The sequence below is a fragment of the Micromonospora sp. NPDC005220 genome (assembly GCF_040607895.1).
In the GTDB taxonomy this organism is placed as follows: domain Bacteria; phylum Actinomycetota; class Actinomycetes; order Mycobacteriales; family Micromonosporaceae; genus Micromonospora.
Genome location: NZ_JBEXHP010000007.1, coordinates 58,188 through 73,573, shown reverse-complemented (window position 1 = coordinate 73,573; position 15,386 = coordinate 58,188). Strand labels below are relative to the sequence as shown.

Genomic DNA, 15,386 nt, shown 5'->3' with positions numbered 1-15,386 from the left:
CGTGAAACCTGCTCACGTCAGGCTACGGGCGGTGACGAGGTCGTCGCTGGCTTTCCGCGACTACCGGCCCTACTTGCGGGTGGAGATCACCTCGGGGTGAGTGAAGACGAACTCGGCGAGTTTGTCCTGCTTGACGGCCCGGAACATGGCCATCGTCTCTTCGTTCAAGCCCTCGGTGTTGTTGCCGTTGGCGTTGAAGGTGCCGTTGTTGGTCTTGAGCATGGTCAGCTCGTTGCCGGTGACCCCACGCATGGTGAAGATGAAGTCCTCGATCGGCACGCCGCCGGTGTCCAGCACGAACGCCTTGCCCGCCGCCTTGATCAGGTTGTTCATCTTGGCCGGGTTGGACAACATCCCGCCCTCGGTGGCCTTCTTGGCCATCGCCTTGATCAGCTGCTGCTGGTTCGCCTGCCGGTCGTAGTCACCGTTCTTCAGGGTCTTGCGCTGCCGGGAGTAGTCGAGCGCGGCCCAACCCTCCATCTCCTGGCAGCCCTTCTTGTGCACCACCGGGGTCCGCGGCTTGCCGGTCTTCTTGGCGTCCGCGTTCCACATCGGCTTGCCGTCGACGTACGACATGTGCAGCGACTTGACCTCCTGGCTGACGCAGATCCGCACCGTGCCCAGGGTGTCGATGACGTTCTTGAAGCCACCGAAGTTGATGATCGCCGCGCCGTCGAAGCTGATGCCGGTGAGCTGCTTGATCGTCTGGGCCATCAGCTGGGCGCCACCCTCCCAGCCGCCGCCGTTGGCGGCACCAGCCTGGAACGCGGCATTGATCTTCCCGGAGCCGCCGCCGTAGCCGCTCTTCTTGAACGCCGGAATCTGCGCCTCGGTGTCCCGGGGGATCGAGATCAGGTACGCCTGGTCGTGGGTGGCCGGGATGTGCAGGATGATGATGCTGTCCGAGCGGACGTCGTCGGCGGCCCAGCGCTCCCGTGCGTCCACGCCCAGCAGCAGCATGTCGATCGGGCCGTCCAGGCTCGCCCCGCCCTCGGCGTCGGACTTGCCCGCGTCACCCAGCAGGTTGCCCTTCGCGATGCCGCCGGTCGCCTGCCCGATCAGCGCCTTGCTGCCGACGATGGCCACGCCGCTGCTCAGCATCAGCACGGCACCGAAGACCACTGTCAATCTGGCCCAGAGCGGGTCCTTGCGCTTGGTCCGCTTCTTCGACCCACCGCCACCCGGGCGGTCGCCACCGCCACCACCGCCACCGCCGGGAGGGCGCGAGCCCGGCCCACCGCCAGCGGGGCGCGCCTGCACGGGTATGGCCGCAGCGACTCGACCGCTGGGGGCGGCGGACCCGGGGGAAGAAGGGCGACGACTGGCCTGAACCGGCATGCGTGCTCCAGCTCGTGATCAGGAGGGGGCGGCACCACTGTACGTACATCAAATCGACTTGGCGAGTTCATCCCGGGTCAATTCGGACGTTGAATTTCGCAGACTCAGACGATCGTCGCCGCTCGATGACCCGAACGGCTGGTGCCCCTCGGGCCGCGATCAGCCGCCGTCGTTGCTCTTCGGCGGATTGGCCTTGACCCAGTCGGCCATGGTGTCCGCCGACATGGCCTGGTACATCGCGAGCGCCTTCTCCCGGTCCGACACCACCACCGACTCGCCGTTGATGGTGTCGCTGCCCGAGTTCGGGCTGGTCACGAAGGTGAGGTTCTGGCCGCGCAGGTTACGGAACTGCAGCGCCATGTCAGTAACCGAGAAAGTCTGGTCGACGGTTACGGCCGCGGTCACCGACTTGAGGAAATCGTTGAGCTTCTTCGGGTTCGCCAGAGTGCCGGTGCTGGCCGCCTTGTCCATCAGTGCCCGAAGGAACTCCTGCTGGTGCCGCATCCGGGCGAAGTCACCGTCCGGGAACTGCTTGCGCTGCCGGACCCAGTCCAGCGCCTCCGCGCCGTCCATGTGGTTGGTGCCCTTGGTGAACGTCCGGTACGGCTTGTGGATCGAGGTGATGGTCCGCTCCACCTTCAGGTCCACCCCGCCGAGGGCGTCGGTGACCTCCTTGAAACCGCCGAAGTCGATCGCCATCACGTGGTCGATCCGAACGTCGGTGAAGCACTCCACGGTGCGTACCGCCAGCGGCAGCCCGCCGAACGCGAACGCTGCGTTGATCTTCGCGCGGGAGCCGGAGCCGCAGTCAGCGCCGGCGCTCTCCGGGATCGGCACGTACAGGTCCCGGGGGATGGAGACCAGGTAGGCCTCCTGGTGGTCGGCCGGGATGTGCATGACGATGATCGTGTCGGCGCGCCACTGGCTCTTGGTGTCGACCGGTGCGTCCGGGTCCCGCGAGTCGCTGCCGACCAGCAGGATGTTCAGCGCGCCATCGACGGTCTTGGCCGGCCGGCCGCCGGTGATCTCCGCGAACGGGTCGGTGCGGGCCAGGTCACTGTTGAGGTTGCGGGCGTACAGCCAGGCCCCGACGCTGCCGAGCAGCGCCAACACCAGCACCGCGACCCCCGCCACCAGGGCGATCCGACCCCAGCGCGGTCGCGGGCCACGCCGCGCCGGCCCACCGGCGCCACCCGGGCCACCGGGCCCCGTGGGCCCCGCCGGCCCGCCGGAGCGAGGCTGCTCCTCGTCGTACGACGGGTAGAAGCGCGCCTCGGTCGGACGGGCACGCCCGGAGGCGCCCCGGTCGGGGCCGGGCACCGACGCGCGCCCGGCGCTGCGGTGCAGGTACGGATGCGGGACGCCGGCAGACGAGGTCGCTGACATGTAAATCAGGGTACGTAGCGATAGCCACCGCCGCCTTCAGGCGACACTCAGCGGCCGGCGGTACGCGAAGGTGTGGTTACCCTAGCCGCGTCCGGAAGTACTCGATCGTGCGTCGCAGGCCGTCTTCGGGCGCAACCGACGGCTCGTATCCGAGCAGTTCACGAGCGAGCGTGAGATCCGGCCGGCGCATCTCCGGGTCATCCGAGCTGCGGGTGACATAGGTCACCTTCGAGGTACTGTCGGAGAGCGACACGATCAACTCGGCGAGTTGCCGCATGGTCAGCTCGTGCTCGGTGCCGCAGTTGACCGGGCCCGTCTCGGTCGAGTCGAGCAGCAGCAGGATGCCGCGCACCAGGTCCTCGACGAAGCAGATGGACCGGGTCTGGTTGCCCGTGCCGTGCACGGTGATCGGCTCGCCGCGCAGTGCCTGGGAGATGAAGGTGGGGATGGCGCGGCCGTCGTCCGGGCGCATCCGCGGGCCGTACGTGTTGAAGATCCGGACGATCGCCGCGTCGAGCCCGCGGTAGCGGTGGTACGCCATCGTCGCGGCCTCGGAGAAGCGCTTGGCCTCGTCGTAGACGCTGCGGACCCCGATCGGGTTGACGTTGCCCCAGTAGGTCTCCCGCTGCGGGTGCTCCTTCGGGTCCCCGTACGCCTCGGAGGTGGAGGCCATCAGGAACCGGGCGCCGTCGGCGACCGCGCGCTCCAGCAGGTGCAGGGTGCCGACCGAGCCGACCCGGAGGATCTCCACCGGCAACTGGGCGAAGTCGGTGGGGCTGGCCGGAGAGGCCATGTGCAGGATCGCGTCGAACCGCTCGGCCAGCGCCGGGTGGTGGGTCGGCAGGCCGTCGGAGATGTCCGCTTCGACGAGGGTGAAGGTCGGTCGGTCCAGCAGGTGGGCGACGTTCTCCTTGGAGCCGGTCACGAAGTTGTCCAGCGCCACCACCGTGCAACCTCGGGCGATCAGGGCGTCCACCAGGTGCGACGGGACGAAGCCAGCTCCGCCGGTGACGAGGACGCGGTGACCGGAACCAAAGCGCTCAGCAACCTTCATGGCGGTCAGCCTACCGACCCGCCCCGGACGTGGTCGGGCCCCCGCTGACGCCAGGCGTCGGCGGGGGCCCGGGTGTCGCGGTCAGTGGGCGCCGGCGCCGGTGAGGGCGCGCACCTCCAGCTCCGCGTACTTGTCCTCGTCGTGCTCCTTGGAGATGACGGTGCCGATCCACCCGCAGAGGAAACCGAACGGGATGGAGAGGATGCCCGGGTTGGACAGCGGGAACCACTGCCAGTCGTGGTCCGGGAACATCGAGGTCGCCGCGCCGGAGACCACTGGCGAGAAGAACACCAGCAGTACGGCCGAGAGCAGCCCGCCGTAGATCGCCCACACCGCGCCGGAGGTGTTGAACCGCCGCCAGAAGAGGCTGTAGAGGATCGCCGGCAGGTTGCCCGAGGCGGCGACCGCGAAGGCCAGCGCCACCAGGAACGCCACGTTGAGGTTCTGCGCGTAGATCGACAGGAGGATCGACACCGCGCCGATCACCAGGGCGGAGATCCGGGCGACCCGCACCTCCTGCCGCTCCGACGTCTCACCCTTCTTCAGCACGTTCGCGTAGAAGTCGTGCGCCAGGCTGGACGACGAGGCCAGCGTCAACCCGGCGACCACCGCGAGGATGGTGGCGAAGGCGACCGCCGCGATGATCGCCAGCAGTGCGGCTCCACCGAGTTCGCCGCCGAAGAAGTCGATGCCGAGCGCTTCGGCCAGCTGCGGTGCCGCGGTGTTGCCGGCCTTGTCCTGTGCCGTGATCGCCTGGCTGCCGACCAGCGCCGCCGCACCGAAGCCGAGGGCCAGGGTGAGCAGGTAGAAGGTGCCGATGATGCCGATCGCCCAGAGCACGCTCTTGCGGGCCGCCTTCGCGGTCGGCACCGTGTAGAAGCGGATCAGGATGTGCGGCAGACCGGCGGTGCCGAGCACCAGGGCGATACCCAGCGACAGCAGATCCACCTTGTTGTAGAAGGTCTGCGTCGAGTTGCCGGCGACCTCGACGCCGTACCTCAAGCCGGGTTCGAGGAACGCGCTGCCCTTGCCGGATGCCTCGGCCGCCTGGCCCAGCAGCGCCGACAGGTTGAAGTTGAACTTCGCCAGCACCAGGATGGTCATCAGCAGCGCGCCGCTCATCAGCAGGAACGCCTTGACGATCTGCACGTAGGTGGTGCCCTTCATGCCACCCACGGTCACGTAGATGATCATCAGTGCGCCGACCATGATGATGGTGGCCACCTTCGCGGTGGCCGCGTCCATGCCGAGGAAGGTCGTCCCCGGCCGGATGCCGAGCAGCAGCGCGACAAGCGCGCCGGCACCCACCATCTGGGCGAGCAGGTAGAAGATCGACACCGTGATGGTGGAGACCGCCGCCGCCGTACGCACCGGACGCTGACGCATCCGGAAGGCCAGCACGTCCGCCATCGTGTACCGGCCCGAGTTCCGCAGCAGCTCCGCGACCAGCAGCAGGGCCACCAACCAGGCGACCAGGAAGCCGATCGAGTAGAGGAAGCCGTCGTAGCCGTACAGCGCGATGATGCCGGCGATACCGAGGAACGACGCGGCCGACATGTAGTCGCCGCCGATCGCCATGCCGTTCTGGAAGCCGGAGAAGGACCGGCCGCCCGCGTAGAAGTCGGTAGCCGTCTTGGTCTGCCGGCTGGCCCAGATGGTGATGCCCAGGGTCACCGCCACGAAGACCAGGAAGAGCGTGATGGTCAGGTTGCGGGCGGTGTGATTGCCCGCCTCGGCCGCGAGGAACGTCTCAACCGCGAGGACCTTGCTCATGGGTCACCTCCCCGATCTCCGCGCGGATCCGGTCCGCGATGGGGTCGATCTTCCGGTCCGCGTACCGGGAGTAGAGCCAGGCGATCAGGAACGTGGAGACGAACTGGAGCAGGCCGAAGACCAGCGCGACGTTGATGTTGCTGCCGAACAGCTTCGTGCCCATGAAGTCCCGGGCGTACGCGGAGAGAATGACGTAGAGCGCATACCACAGGAAGAACGCGACGGTCATCGGGAAGACGAAGCCGCGCAGCGAACGCCGCAGCCCGGCGAACTCGTCCGACCGTTGTACGGCCAGGTACTTGTCCGACTGGGAATCGGCCGGAGCGGGTGTGTCCGTGGACATCTGTGGATCACCACCTTCACAGGCGTCAGAGGAGTTTCGCGCACGGTAAAGAGCGCACTCCCCGGCAGGGAAGGCTGAGATCGACGCCGGTCGGCGAGTGCGCCGAGCGGTTGGCTGGGTGCGCCAAGTGACTCAGGTCACTGCGGTGATCGGTCGCCCGGGGCGAGGTGTCCGTTCAGGCCGGCAGTTCGTGATAGCGACCGCGGTAGTGCAGTAGCGGAGTGGCCTCCTCGGCCAGGTCGACCGCCTCGATGGTGGCCTCGACCAGCAGGCCCCAGCCGTACTCCCGGGCGGTGTCCAGCCGGCACCCGGCCCAGCCGGCGGCGTCCGCCGGGACCGGCCCGTACGGCGTCTCGATCCACCCGCCGACGGCGAAGAGCCCGCCCGGGGCGGGGAAGAGGCCGGCGAACCGGTCGGCGAGTTGCCGGTGCGGTGGGCCGAGCGGCGTGACCGCGAACCGACCCGACTCCTCGACGGCCGCCCAGAGGTCGGACTCCGGGTCGATCAGCCCGAGCAGCCGGTCCGGTTCGCCCTCGGCGACCAGGGTGGAGGAGACGGTCAGCCCGGCCGGGCCGGGCGCCGTCCAGAGGGTCACCGGTGCGGCGAGGCGACCACGCAGCCGGCGTACCGGCGACCGTTGCCCGGCCGGCACCGCGAACGGATCGGTGTGGTGGATCTCGGCACCCGGCTCATGATTCACGTGAAACATTGTGCCGCCCCGGCCCCGCGCCCAACTCAGGAAGCGCTCGTGCAGGTCGGCGGGTCGTCCGTTGAGGCGGGCCAGTTGATCGCCGGCCTCCGCCATCAGGGCACCCAGGTAGACCAGCAGCCCCACCCGGTCATCCCGGTACTCGGCGAGCAGCGCCAGCCGCGCCGGCTGACACGGCCAGAGCGCGCCGCAGCCACGGCACCGCCAGAGCGGCCGCATCGGCAGGTGCGGCCGACTCACCGTGGCTCTCCGGCTGTCCGGGGCGGTGGAGTCGCCCGGCTGCGGCGCGGTCCGATCCACGGAAGGCAATGCCCGAGTGACAGTGATGCCTCTGGGTCATATTGATGCCTCACCGGCATCACGCTCGCGGCGACTCGCCGGTCCCTGGCGCGATGCGCCGCGCGGTCGCTTGCCTGGTCTGAGGTCCGATCCGCTGGCCGGGTGGTCGCGCCCGGCACCGCCGCCGGGGCCGCAGGCTTCTTTTTCCGGTACGACCACCGCGCCCCATTCCTGCCACTGATGAATCGGAACATGGCTCATCTCCTCCCGGTCGACGAGGGCCGCCCCGGCCGGGGGAATGACCGGGGCGGCCCGAACGCGGGACCCAGTCGCCGGGACGTCGCCTCCACCGGCCGGGCCGCGTGCTCTCCACCCTGGACGGAAAGGCGCGGACAGGGGAGGATGCCAGGGCTTACTACACAGCGCGGTCACGTACTTACCGGAGAGGTAAGGATGAACGTCGAAATGTGGGTACGGGCGCTGAAGGCCGCCCGAGCCGGTGCCGAGGTGTCCCAGGAGGCGTTGGCGACATTCACCAAGTGGAGTCCGTCCACCGTCGCGGCCATCGAAACCGGCCGACGCCGGCCGACCATGGAATTCGCGGTGGCGGCAGACGAAGCCCTCGCCACCGGCGGCCTCCTCGCCGAACTGTTGCGGGCCGCCGATCAGGAACGAGGCCCGTCCTGGTTCGCGCAGTGGCGCGAATACGAGCAGCGCGCGCTGCGCTTGCGGGCCTTCGAGGCGTGTCTGGTCCCCGGGCTGCTTCAGACCGAGGCGTATGCCCGTGCCGTCATCTCGGCGGGCGGCCTACATCCGCCGAGCATGGTCGACGAACTTGTTGCGGTCCGGTTGGAACGTCAGAAGCTGCTGGCACGCGACGTGCCGCCCCATTGCGTGTTCCTGGTGGACGAGGCGGGCCTTCGTCGCCCCGTTGGTGGTCCTGCGGTGCTCGACGCTCAGCTCGGTCGACTGCAAGAAGTGGCAGACCTGCCATTCGTCCGGCTGCACGTCATTCCGCTAGCGGTGGGCGAGCATGTCGGCCTCGGTGGCGGCTTTGTGCTCGCCGATCTGGCGGACAGGGAGAGAGCCCTCTACCTGGAGAATGCCGTTCGGGGACACGTCATGGACGACCCTGAAATGGTCGCCTTGATCGATCGCAAGTGGGATAGCCTGCTCGGCGAAGCACTCTCCACCGGCGCCTCGCTGGATTTGATCCGGAAGCTGAAGGTGACGCAATGACGATGAGCGAGCCACGCTGGCGCACGGCGACCCGGTCGACCGACTCTGGCGGCAACTGCGTCGAGGTGGCGGACAATCTGCCCGGCGTCGTGCTGGTCCGGGACAGCAAGGACCGCTCCGGCCCAACCCTCACCTTCGCTCCGGCCGTCTGGCGTGACTTCGTCGCCGACGCTGCCCGGGCCCCTGGCCGCCGCGCCGGTTAACGGCGTGGGGTGACAGTGGCCAGCAGCTCCGGCTGACGTCGGTCCAGCACGTCGCCGGCCAGGTACGCGCCGAGCAACGCCGCGCCCAGCCCGTACGCTGCGCCGACCGGCAGGGCCAGCCAGAGCCACGCATCGCCGAGCAGCGCGGCGGCCACCACCATCGGCACCGCGGCGACCGCCGAGGCGAGCATGGCCAGCAGGGTGAGCAGCCCCTTCGTCAGGCCCGCACCGCTGTTCATCGCGAACGGGTTGCTCGTCTCCGGCAGCGAGTACGCCCCGAGCACCGAGACCAGGCTGTTCACCGCGAGCCCAGCCCCGTAGGTGGCGACCAGGCTGCCGATCGTGAGCCCGACCCAACCCGGGTGACCGATCAGCACCGACAGCACCACCCCGACGACCGCCAGCATCGGCAGCACGTACAGCGAGAAAGCCGTCATCCGGGCCCGCAGCTCGACCCGGCCGGGCACCCCGGCCACCACGTTCGCGGCGTACGCGCTGCCGTCGAAGCCGAACTGGTTGGCCAGGGTGACGGCGGCGAGCACGCCCACGAAAAGCATGGAGATGGTGACCACCACCGGTGAGCTGTCGTTGGCAGCCGCCGTCATCCCCTCCTCGCCCACGGCCGTGAAGTCCCCGCCGGTAACGTTGATCATCACTGGTACGAAGATGCCGACCACCGCGATCGTGATCAGGTTGGCCCGGCGGCGCGCGTCCCGCCACCAGTACCGGGCCTCCCGGGCGACCAGGGCACCGAACTGGTCCCGGCGGGCCCAGCCGGCGACCCGGGGAAACAGTTGGGCCACCGCGCCACCGGCAACTCCGCGTCGCACCGGAGCCTTACCGCCGCTCGCCGCACCCACCATCGCCGATTCGAGCGACCGGGACCACCAGGCCAGCAGGGCGCCCAGCGTCGCCACCGTGATCAGCAACTTGACCGGTGCCGCCCACACCCGCCCCTGGGCCACGTCGATGCCGGCGGTCCACGGGGCGCCCAACGGCGTCCAACCGATCACGGTCGCCAGCCCGGCCAGTCGGGCCCAGTCCGCCCCGCGCAGCGCGGCGAGGCCGAAGACCTGCAACGGGCCGAGCAGCGCGGCGGTCACCGCCAGCAGCACGGCCGCCAGGTCGCGGACCCGCCGGGACCGCAACATGGTGGCGAACGCGCTGGTCACCGCCCGGCTGGCGGCCACGCAGAGCAGCAATCCGGCGAGCACACCCAGGACGGCGGTCAACCCCGCCGCCCAGCCGCCCAACGACCAGGCGGTCAGCACCAGCCCGGACGTCGCGAGAAGCACCGCAAGCACCGGCACGCTGATCAGAGCCGCGACGAACAGGCCGGTCACCAACGTGCGCCGGGGCAGCGGCAGCAACGCGAAGCGGGCCGGATCCAGCGTCTCGTCCACACCGAAGAAGACAAGTGGCAGCAGCAGCCAACCGAGCACCAGCAGCCCGCCACCGGCCGCCGCGATTAGCACCGCGTACCGGCCGTTGCCGGCCAGGCCCGGCGCGGCAAAGAGGAAGAAACCGCTGGCGGCGAACCAGAGCCCGAGCAACGCGCCGCCGATGAACAGGGCGATCCGCCAGCCCTGGCCCCGAAAGTTGTTGCCCATCACCCGCAGCTTGAGCCGCACGAAGTGGCGAGCGGAGACCGCGCGCACGGGGGCGCCGGGGGTGGCGTCCGCGTTCACCGGGACAGCCACGACAACTCCTCGCCGGTCGCGGTGCGCCCGCCGACCACCTCGACGAAGACCTGCTCCAGGGAGCGACCGCCACGGACCTCGTCGATGGTCCCGACCCGCTTGATGACGCCCTGGGCGAGGATCGCCACGTGCGAGCAGAGCCGCTCGACGACCTCCATCACGTGACTGGAGAACACCACCGTGCCGCCGCCGGCCGCGTACCGGGTGAGGATGTCCCGGATCAGCGCGGCGGAGACCGGGTCGACCGCCTCGAACGGCTCGTCCAACACCAGCACCCGAGGGCCGTGCAGCAGCGCGCAGGCCAGGCCGATCTTCTTCTTCATGCCCGCCGAGTAGTCCACCACCAGCGTCCGGCCGGCGTCGCCGAGCGCCAGCACGTCCAGCAGCTCGGCGGCCCGCTGGTCGACCACCGTCGGGTCCATCCCCCGCAACAATCCGTTGTACGCCAGCAGTTCCGCCCCGGTCAGCCGGTCGAACAACCGGACCCCGTCGGGCATCACGCCGAGCAGCCGCTTGGCGGTGACCGGGTCCTGCCAGACGTCGTGCCCGAGCACCTGGGCCGAGCCGGCGTCCGGTCGCAACAGCCCGACCGCCATCGACAGGGTGGTGGTCTTGCCGGCGCCGTTCGGCCCGAGCAGGCCATAGAAGGAGCCGGCGGGGACGTCCAGGTCGACGCCGGCCACCGCGATCGTGCCGTCGAACCGCTTGGCCAGGCCACGCAGTGCGAGCGCGGGGTGCTCAACAGTCATGCGCCGACGTTATCCGTCGATCGCCAGTTACGCCCTCCGGCGGCAGGCGGACCAACGATCATCCTGGAGTCGTACCGTCAACACCTACTTCTGAAGTAGTGTTGAAGTCATGTCCATGCCCTTGGAGTCCGTGCCATTCTCGGAGCTGCTGCGCCAGCCGACCGAGACGGCGGATCGGCTCTCCCGCGCTCGCGCGGTACGGCTGCGCCGACGGGACGCAGCTGACCTGGTGCTGATGTCCGCTGATCGGGCGGCGGCGGAGGGCGAGGTGGTGGATCTGACCACCCGGCTGCTCGCCAGCGTCGCCCGCCGGGACCCCACCCTGGTGCGTGAGTCCCTGCCCACCGTGTTGCCGTGGGTGCGTTTCCTCCCAGCGGAGGATCTTGAGCAGATGGCCAGCGAGTTTGTCGCGACGGCGGAGGCGGCCGCAGCGATGGGTAACACTGCGGCGGTCTCGCAGCTGCTCACCGAGTGGCGGCACACCGCCGAAATTCATGCGGACCCTGACCTGCACCGGGTCCTGGCTGCGCCGAGCTCCGACGACTTCGGGCCGGTGGCACGCCCGGCTGGCGAATGAACGCCAAGCGAGGCGACCGAGCGGCACCACCGCCCCGCCCGGACGGTTACAGCCTGCGATTCGCGACGAACGACGCAGCCAAAGGCTGGGAAGAGCTGTGCCGACAGGCGGCCGCCAATACTCGTGCCGCGTTCGACGCCATCGAATCCAACCCCTGCCCATCCCCGCCGACCAGCCGGCAACATCCACTCAAGGGCTCTCTCGCCACCGCCGGGCACAACGGGAAGACGCTGCCGCAGTGGCAGTACGAGGTTACCGCCGGCGGTCGCATCTGGTATCTACCCGACCACGACACTCGCACCTGTTGGATCAAGCACGCAGGCACGGGCCACCCCAAGATCTCCGACTGACAGGCGGACGCCAACGGTCGCACCGCCCCGCGTGCCGTCGAACCGCTTGGCCAGGCCACGCAGTGCGAGCGCGGGGTGCTCAACAGTCATGCGCCGACGTTGTCCGCCGACCGCCAGTTACGCCGTCCAGCGACGGGCGGACCCGCGATCACCCCGATTGCGCCCTGCCAACGTGCCACTCTCCTCGCGGCACCTGATGCAACCGGACGCCGTGCTCGCGGGTGACAGAGGCAGGAGCGACACGGGGTGGGGCATTGGACAGAGACGAGGGGTTCGAGGATTTCTATCGAGCCACAAGACACCGGGTCGTCACCGTGCTGTACGCGCTCGGTGGCGACATCCACGAGGCGCAGGACGCCGCGCATGAGGCGTACGTCCGGGCCTGGCAGCGCTGGCAGCGCATCGGTGAGTACGGCGATCCGGAGGCGTGGGTGCGCGGCGTGGGGCACCGCCTCCTGATGAACCGATGGCGCAAGATCCGCAACGGCATCCGCGCAAACCGGCGGCACGGTCCGGCCACTGCCATGGGACCACCCTCGGAGAACACCGTCGCGCTGGTAGCGGCGTTACGTCGATTGCCGCTGGAACAACGTGAGGCGATCGTCCTGCACTACCTGGCGGACCTATCGGTCGCTGACATCGCGACTCAGGTCGGGGTGCCGGTCGGCACCGTCAAGGCCCGGCTCTCCCGGGGCCGCCAGGCCATGGCCCCCATGCTCGGCACCACCCTCCCTGAGGAGGTCTCCAATGCCTGATCAGTTCTTCACCGACATCTACCGCGACACCGAGCACCTGACCTGGGCACCGACCGAGCAGGTGCGGAAGCGCGGCAGGAGCCGGACCCGTCGGACGAGGATCGCGGCGACGCTCGCCGGCGTGGTGGCGGTGGCCGTGGTGGCCACCGGGGCGGTGGCCCTGGCCGGCGGCCAGGACGCGGCACCGACACCAGTGCTGCCGGCCACCGGATCACTTACCCCCACACCCGCGCCGTCGGCCACCCCGACGCCGTCCCCACCGAAGGCCACCCGAACTCCCGTCGCGCCGCCGTCGAGCCCATCAAGTTCCAGCGACCGATCGCCGGCCGGTTCCACCGACCCGGCCATCCCCGAGTCGGCGATGTTGCAGGCGTCCGACGTGCCGTCCGACTGGCGCAGGCAGGCGGCGGGCAGAGACGGAGACTCCAGCTTCGCCTTCAGCGCCGGCGCGTGCGAACCTGCGAATCACCCGCTGTACCTGCTGAAGTCCCGGGCGGAACGCGGGATCGTCTTCGTCCAGGGCCACATTGCGCCGTTGACCGAGACGGTGACCCGGTACTCGGCGAGGGATGCCGCCCGCTACCTCGGCGCGGTGCGGGACCGGGCCGGGTCGTGCGGTGGGACGGAGGTGAAAATCACCGTGCTCGCCGAGGATCTCGCAGGCACGGACTCTGCGCTGGTCCGGGTTGAGCACCACGACAATGCCGTTTCCCACTACCTGTTCGTCCGGGTCGGCGATCTGACTGCCGAACTCTGGGTGGCCGACCGCGCCGCCGCTACGGAATACGCCCCCAAGGTTGCCGAACGGCTCTGCGCCGGCACCGACACCTGCTGAGTTTGACGTCCCGGACTCACATGCGGAGGGCTTCCGGGGTGTGCAGGCGGAGCATGGTGGCGGCGACGTCGGCCGGGGCCCGCCGGCGGGTTGCCATCGACACGGCGACCATCACGGTGAAGGCCAGCGGCACCGTCCAGGCGGCCGGCTGCGCGATGAGCGTGGCCGGCCAGCCGGACAGCGGTGGGCCGAGCACGGTGATCAGCACCGCGCCGATCGCCGCACCGCCGCCGACCACCACGCCGGCGGTGGCGCCCACGTCGGTCAGCCCGCGCCACCAGATGCCGAGCACCAGCAGCGGGCAGAAGCTCGACGCGGCCACCGCGAAGGCCAGCCCGACGACCTGCGACACGTCCAGCCCGGAGACGTGCAGCGCCAGCACCGCGGGCACCCCGCCGGCGATCACGGTGGCCAGCCGGAACCCGCGCACCGAGCCGCGACCGAGCACGTCCGTCGAGATCACCCCGGCGACGCTGGTCAGCAGGCCGGACGAGGTGGAGAGGAACGCCGCGAACGCGCCCGCGGCGACCAGCGCCGCGAGAAGCCGCCCGACCAGCCCGTCGCCCAGCGTCGCGCCGGGCAGCAGCACCACCACCGCGTCGGTCTGGCCGCTGAGCAGCAGTTGCGGGGTGTAGATCCGGCCCAGCACCCCGTACAGGGTGGGCAGCAGGTAGAACGCGCCGACCAGTGCGAGCACGACCAGGGTGGTCCGGCGGGCCGCCGCGCCGTCCGGGTTGGTGTAGAAGCGCACCAGCACGTGCGGCAGGCCCATGGTGCCCAGGAAGGTGGCCAGGATCAGCGAGTACGTGGCGAACAGGCCGCGGTCGTCGTCACCGGCGGCGCTGGGCAGCAACCAGTCGTTGGCGTCGGTGGCCACCCCGGACACGGCCGGCACCGGGTCACCGGCGGCGAAGGTCAACTCGTCGCCGGGGCGTACCTCCCGGATGTCACCGTCGGGCAGGGTGAGGGTCGCCCGGTGCTCGACCACGACGGTGGTCGCGGCCCGGAACGTCGGCCCGTCGGGTGGGGTCACCGCCGGGCGGCCGTCGGCCTGCCACTGCAGGGCCAGAAAGATCACCGGTACGGCGAGAGCGGTCAGCTTGAGCCAGTACTGGAACGCCTGCACGAAGGTGATCGCGCGCATCCCGCCCAGCGCCACGTTCGCGGTGACCACGGCCGCCACCAGCAGGGCTCCGAGGGGGTACGGGGAGCCGGCCACCGTGGCCAGGGTCAGCCCGGCGCCCTGGAGCTGCGGCACCAGGTACAGCCAACCGATGAAGATGACGAAGGCGGTGGCCAGGATGCGGAGTCGACGCGACCCCAGCCGCAGCTCGCAGAAGTCGGGCAGGGTGAACGCCCCGGAGCGGCGCAGCGGCGCGGCCACGAAGAGCAGCAGAGCCAGGTAGCCGGCGGCGAACCCGACCGGGTACCAGAGCACGTCCACGCCGTACTTGAGCACCAGCCCGGCGATGCCGAGGAAGCTCGCCGCCGACAGGTACTCCCCGCCGATGGCGGCCGCGTTCCAGGTCGGGCTGATGGCCCGGGACGCCACCAGGAAGTCGGACGTGGTCCGGGCCAACCGCAGCCCGTAGAAGCCGATCCCGACGGTGACCAGGGTGACCGCGACGATGGCCGGGACCACGAAGTCGTTGCCCACCTCAGCGCTCCGGCCGTTGCACCAGGTCGGTGAAGTCCTGTTCGTTGCGCTCGGCCAACCGCACGTACGCCCAGCCCACAGCGATCAGGAACGGGAAGGAGGCCACCCCGAGCAGCAGCCACGGCAGGTTGACGCCAGCGATGGTGGTCCGGCCGAGCGAGGGCGCGATCGCGAACAGCCAGGGCAACCCGCCCAACCCGATGGCCACCACCAGGGACAGCCGCAGCGCCAGCGCGAGTTGGGCCCGAACCAGGCCGCGGACCAGCGCCTCACCCACCTGGGTCTGCTGGGCCAACTCGGCGCGGGTCCGCTCGGCGCGGGTGTCCTGCCGGGTGATCTCGGCCAGCACGATCCGGGACCGCCGGGGCGGCGGTACCGCACCGCCAGACCCCACGTCAGGGAGTTGCTTGGCCACCCCGGCAGTCTCGCCCGCCGTACG

15 protein-coding genes are annotated in these 15,386 nt (G+C 70.0%); 5 read left to right on the top strand and 10 right to left on the bottom strand.

All coding sequences use genetic code 11. From position 1 onward, the window contains the following. Positions 1-69: 69 nt before the first annotated feature. From ABZU52_RS05165 to ABZU52_RS05140, 6 genes are all read right to left on the bottom strand, one after another. Positions 70-1,338 carry an LCP family protein gene (locus ABZU52_RS05165; protein ID WP_354969809.1) on the bottom strand — a complete coding sequence of 423 codons (1,269 nt, stop codon included), beginning with the start codon at positions 1,336-1,338 and terminating at the stop codon, positions 70-72. A 159-nt stretch (positions 1,339-1,497) separates the two neighbouring features. Then, positions 1,498-2,724, bottom strand: a complete 1,227-nt coding sequence (locus tag ABZU52_RS05160; protein ID WP_354969808.1) for an LCP family protein — start codon at positions 2,722-2,724, stop codon at positions 1,498-1,500. Between the two features lie 76 nt (positions 2,725-2,800). Beyond that, entirely contained in the window at positions 2,801-3,778 is a 978-nt protein-coding gene (locus tag ABZU52_RS05155) for an NAD-dependent epimerase/dehydratase family protein (protein WP_354969807.1), read from the bottom strand. Positions 3,779-3,859: 81 nt separating this feature from the next. After that, positions 3,860-5,551: a cation acetate symporter gene (locus ABZU52_RS05150; protein ID WP_354969806.1), complete on the bottom strand. Its 1,692-nt coding sequence runs from the start codon at positions 5,549-5,551 to the stop codon at positions 3,860-3,862. Further along, positions 5,529-5,894 carry a DUF485 domain-containing protein gene (locus ABZU52_RS05145; RefSeq protein ID WP_354969805.1) on the bottom strand — a complete coding sequence of 122 codons (366 nt, stop codon included), beginning with the start codon at positions 5,892-5,894 and terminating at the stop codon, positions 5,529-5,531. The genes ABZU52_RS05150 and ABZU52_RS05145 overlap by 23 nt, the downstream gene beginning before the upstream one ends. Before the next feature lie 175 nt (positions 5,895-6,069). Beyond that, positions 6,070-6,822 (bottom strand): flavin reductase family protein, encoded by a 753-nt coding sequence (locus ABZU52_RS05140; RefSeq protein WP_354969871.1) that lies wholly within the window; start codon positions 6,820-6,822, stop codon positions 6,070-6,072. A 513-nt stretch (positions 6,823-7,335) separates the two neighbouring features. On the opposite strand from ABZU52_RS05140, the gene ABZU52_RS05135 reads away from it, so the two are divergent. Both ABZU52_RS05135 and ABZU52_RS05130 read left to right on the top strand, forming a co-directional pair. Then, positions 7,336-8,121, top strand: a complete 786-nt coding sequence (locus tag ABZU52_RS05135) for a helix-turn-helix transcriptional regulator (RefSeq protein WP_354969804.1) — start codon at positions 7,336-7,338, stop codon at positions 8,119-8,121. Beyond that, complete coding sequence (locus tag ABZU52_RS05130; protein ID WP_354969803.1) at positions 8,118-8,324, top strand: DUF397 domain-containing protein; 207 nt, start codon at positions 8,118-8,120, stop codon at positions 8,322-8,324. The genes ABZU52_RS05135 and ABZU52_RS05130 overlap by 4 nt, the downstream gene beginning before the upstream one ends. On the opposite strand, the gene ABZU52_RS05125 is transcribed toward ABZU52_RS05130, so the two are convergent. Together ABZU52_RS05125 and ABZU52_RS05120 are read right to left on the bottom strand one after the other, a co-directional pair. Continuing rightward, positions 8,321-10,024, bottom strand: a complete 1,704-nt coding sequence (locus ABZU52_RS05125; protein ID WP_354969802.1) for an ABC transporter permease — start codon at positions 10,022-10,024, stop codon at positions 8,321-8,323. The two genes, ABZU52_RS05130 and ABZU52_RS05125, sit on opposite strands and share 4 nt — an antisense overlap. After that, on the bottom strand, positions 10,009-10,773 hold the full coding sequence (locus ABZU52_RS05120; protein WP_354969801.1) for an ABC transporter ATP-binding protein: 765 nt from the start codon (positions 10,771-10,773) through the stop codon (positions 10,009-10,011). Before ABZU52_RS05120 ends, ABZU52_RS05125 begins: the two co-directional genes overlap by 16 nt. A 109-nt stretch (positions 10,774-10,882) precedes the next feature. On the opposite strand from ABZU52_RS05120, the gene ABZU52_RS05115 reads away from it, so the two are divergent. From ABZU52_RS05115 to ABZU52_RS05105, 3 genes are all read left to right on the top strand, one after another. Further along, positions 10,883-11,350, top strand: a complete 468-nt coding sequence (locus tag ABZU52_RS05115) for a hypothetical protein (protein ID WP_030487757.1) — start codon at positions 10,883-10,885, stop codon at positions 11,348-11,350. Positions 11,351-11,954: 604 nt separating this feature from the next. Then, positions 11,955-12,455, top strand: coding sequence for a SigE family RNA polymerase sigma factor (locus ABZU52_RS05110; protein ID WP_354969800.1), 501 nt, complete (start codon positions 11,955-11,957; stop codon positions 12,453-12,455). Then, positions 12,448-13,290: a hypothetical protein gene (locus ABZU52_RS05105; protein ID WP_354969799.1), complete on the top strand. Its 843-nt coding sequence runs from the start codon at positions 12,448-12,450 to the stop codon at positions 13,288-13,290. Before ABZU52_RS05110 ends, ABZU52_RS05105 begins: the two co-directional genes overlap by 8 nt. Positions 13,291-13,306: 16 nt before the next feature. On the opposite strand, the gene ABZU52_RS05100 is transcribed toward ABZU52_RS05105, so the two are convergent. After that, positions 13,307-14,947 carry a cation acetate symporter gene (locus ABZU52_RS05100; protein WP_354969798.1) on the bottom strand — a complete coding sequence of 547 codons (1,641 nt, stop codon included), beginning with the start codon at positions 14,945-14,947 and terminating at the stop codon, positions 13,307-13,309. 1 nt (position 14,948) lies between these two features. After that, positions 14,949-15,362, bottom strand: coding sequence for a hypothetical protein (locus tag ABZU52_RS05095; protein WP_354969797.1), 414 nt, complete (start codon positions 15,360-15,362; stop codon positions 14,949-14,951). Between the last annotated feature and the right edge of the window lie 24 nt (positions 15,363-15,386).

Excerpts from the sequence above, each read along its gene's own strand:
- ABZU52_RS05130 (WP_354969803.1), top strand. The coding sequence starts at position 8,118 with ATGACGATGAGCGAGCCACGCTGGCGCACGGCGACCCGGTCGACCGAC.
- ABZU52_RS05140 (WP_354969871.1), bottom strand. The coding sequence starts at position 6,822 with ATGCGGCCGCTCTGGCGGTGCCGTGGCTGCGGCGCGCTCTGGCCGTGT.
- ABZU52_RS05150 (WP_354969806.1), bottom strand. The coding sequence starts at position 5,551 with ATGAGCAAGGTCCTCGCGGTTGAGACGTTCCTCGCGGCCGAGGCGGGC.
- ABZU52_RS05165 (WP_354969809.1), bottom strand. The coding sequence starts at position 1,338 with ATGCCGGTTCAGGCCAGTCGTCGCCCTTCTTCCCCCGGGTCCGCCGCC.
- ABZU52_RS05115 (WP_030487757.1), top strand. The coding sequence starts at position 10,883 with ATGTCCATGCCCTTGGAGTCCGTGCCATTCTCGGAGCTGCTGCGCCAG.
- ABZU52_RS05145 (WP_354969805.1), bottom strand. The coding sequence starts at position 5,894 with ATGTCCACGGACACACCCGCTCCGGCCGATTCCCAGTCGGACAAGTAC.
- ABZU52_RS05105 (WP_354969799.1), top strand. The coding sequence starts at position 12,448 with ATGCCTGATCAGTTCTTCACCGACATCTACCGCGACACCGAGCACCTG.
- ABZU52_RS05120 (WP_354969801.1), bottom strand. The coding sequence starts at position 10,773 with ATGACTGTTGAGCACCCCGCGCTCGCACTGCGTGGCCTGGCCAAGCGG.
- ABZU52_RS05155 (WP_354969807.1), bottom strand. The coding sequence starts at position 3,778 with ATGAAGGTTGCTGAGCGCTTTGGTTCCGGTCACCGCGTCCTCGTCACC.
- ABZU52_RS05160 (WP_354969808.1), bottom strand. The coding sequence starts at position 2,724 with ATGTCAGCGACCTCGTCTGCCGGCGTCCCGCATCCGTACCTGCACCGC.
- ABZU52_RS05135 (WP_354969804.1), top strand. The coding sequence starts at position 7,336 with ATGAACGTCGAAATGTGGGTACGGGCGCTGAAGGCCGCCCGAGCCGGT.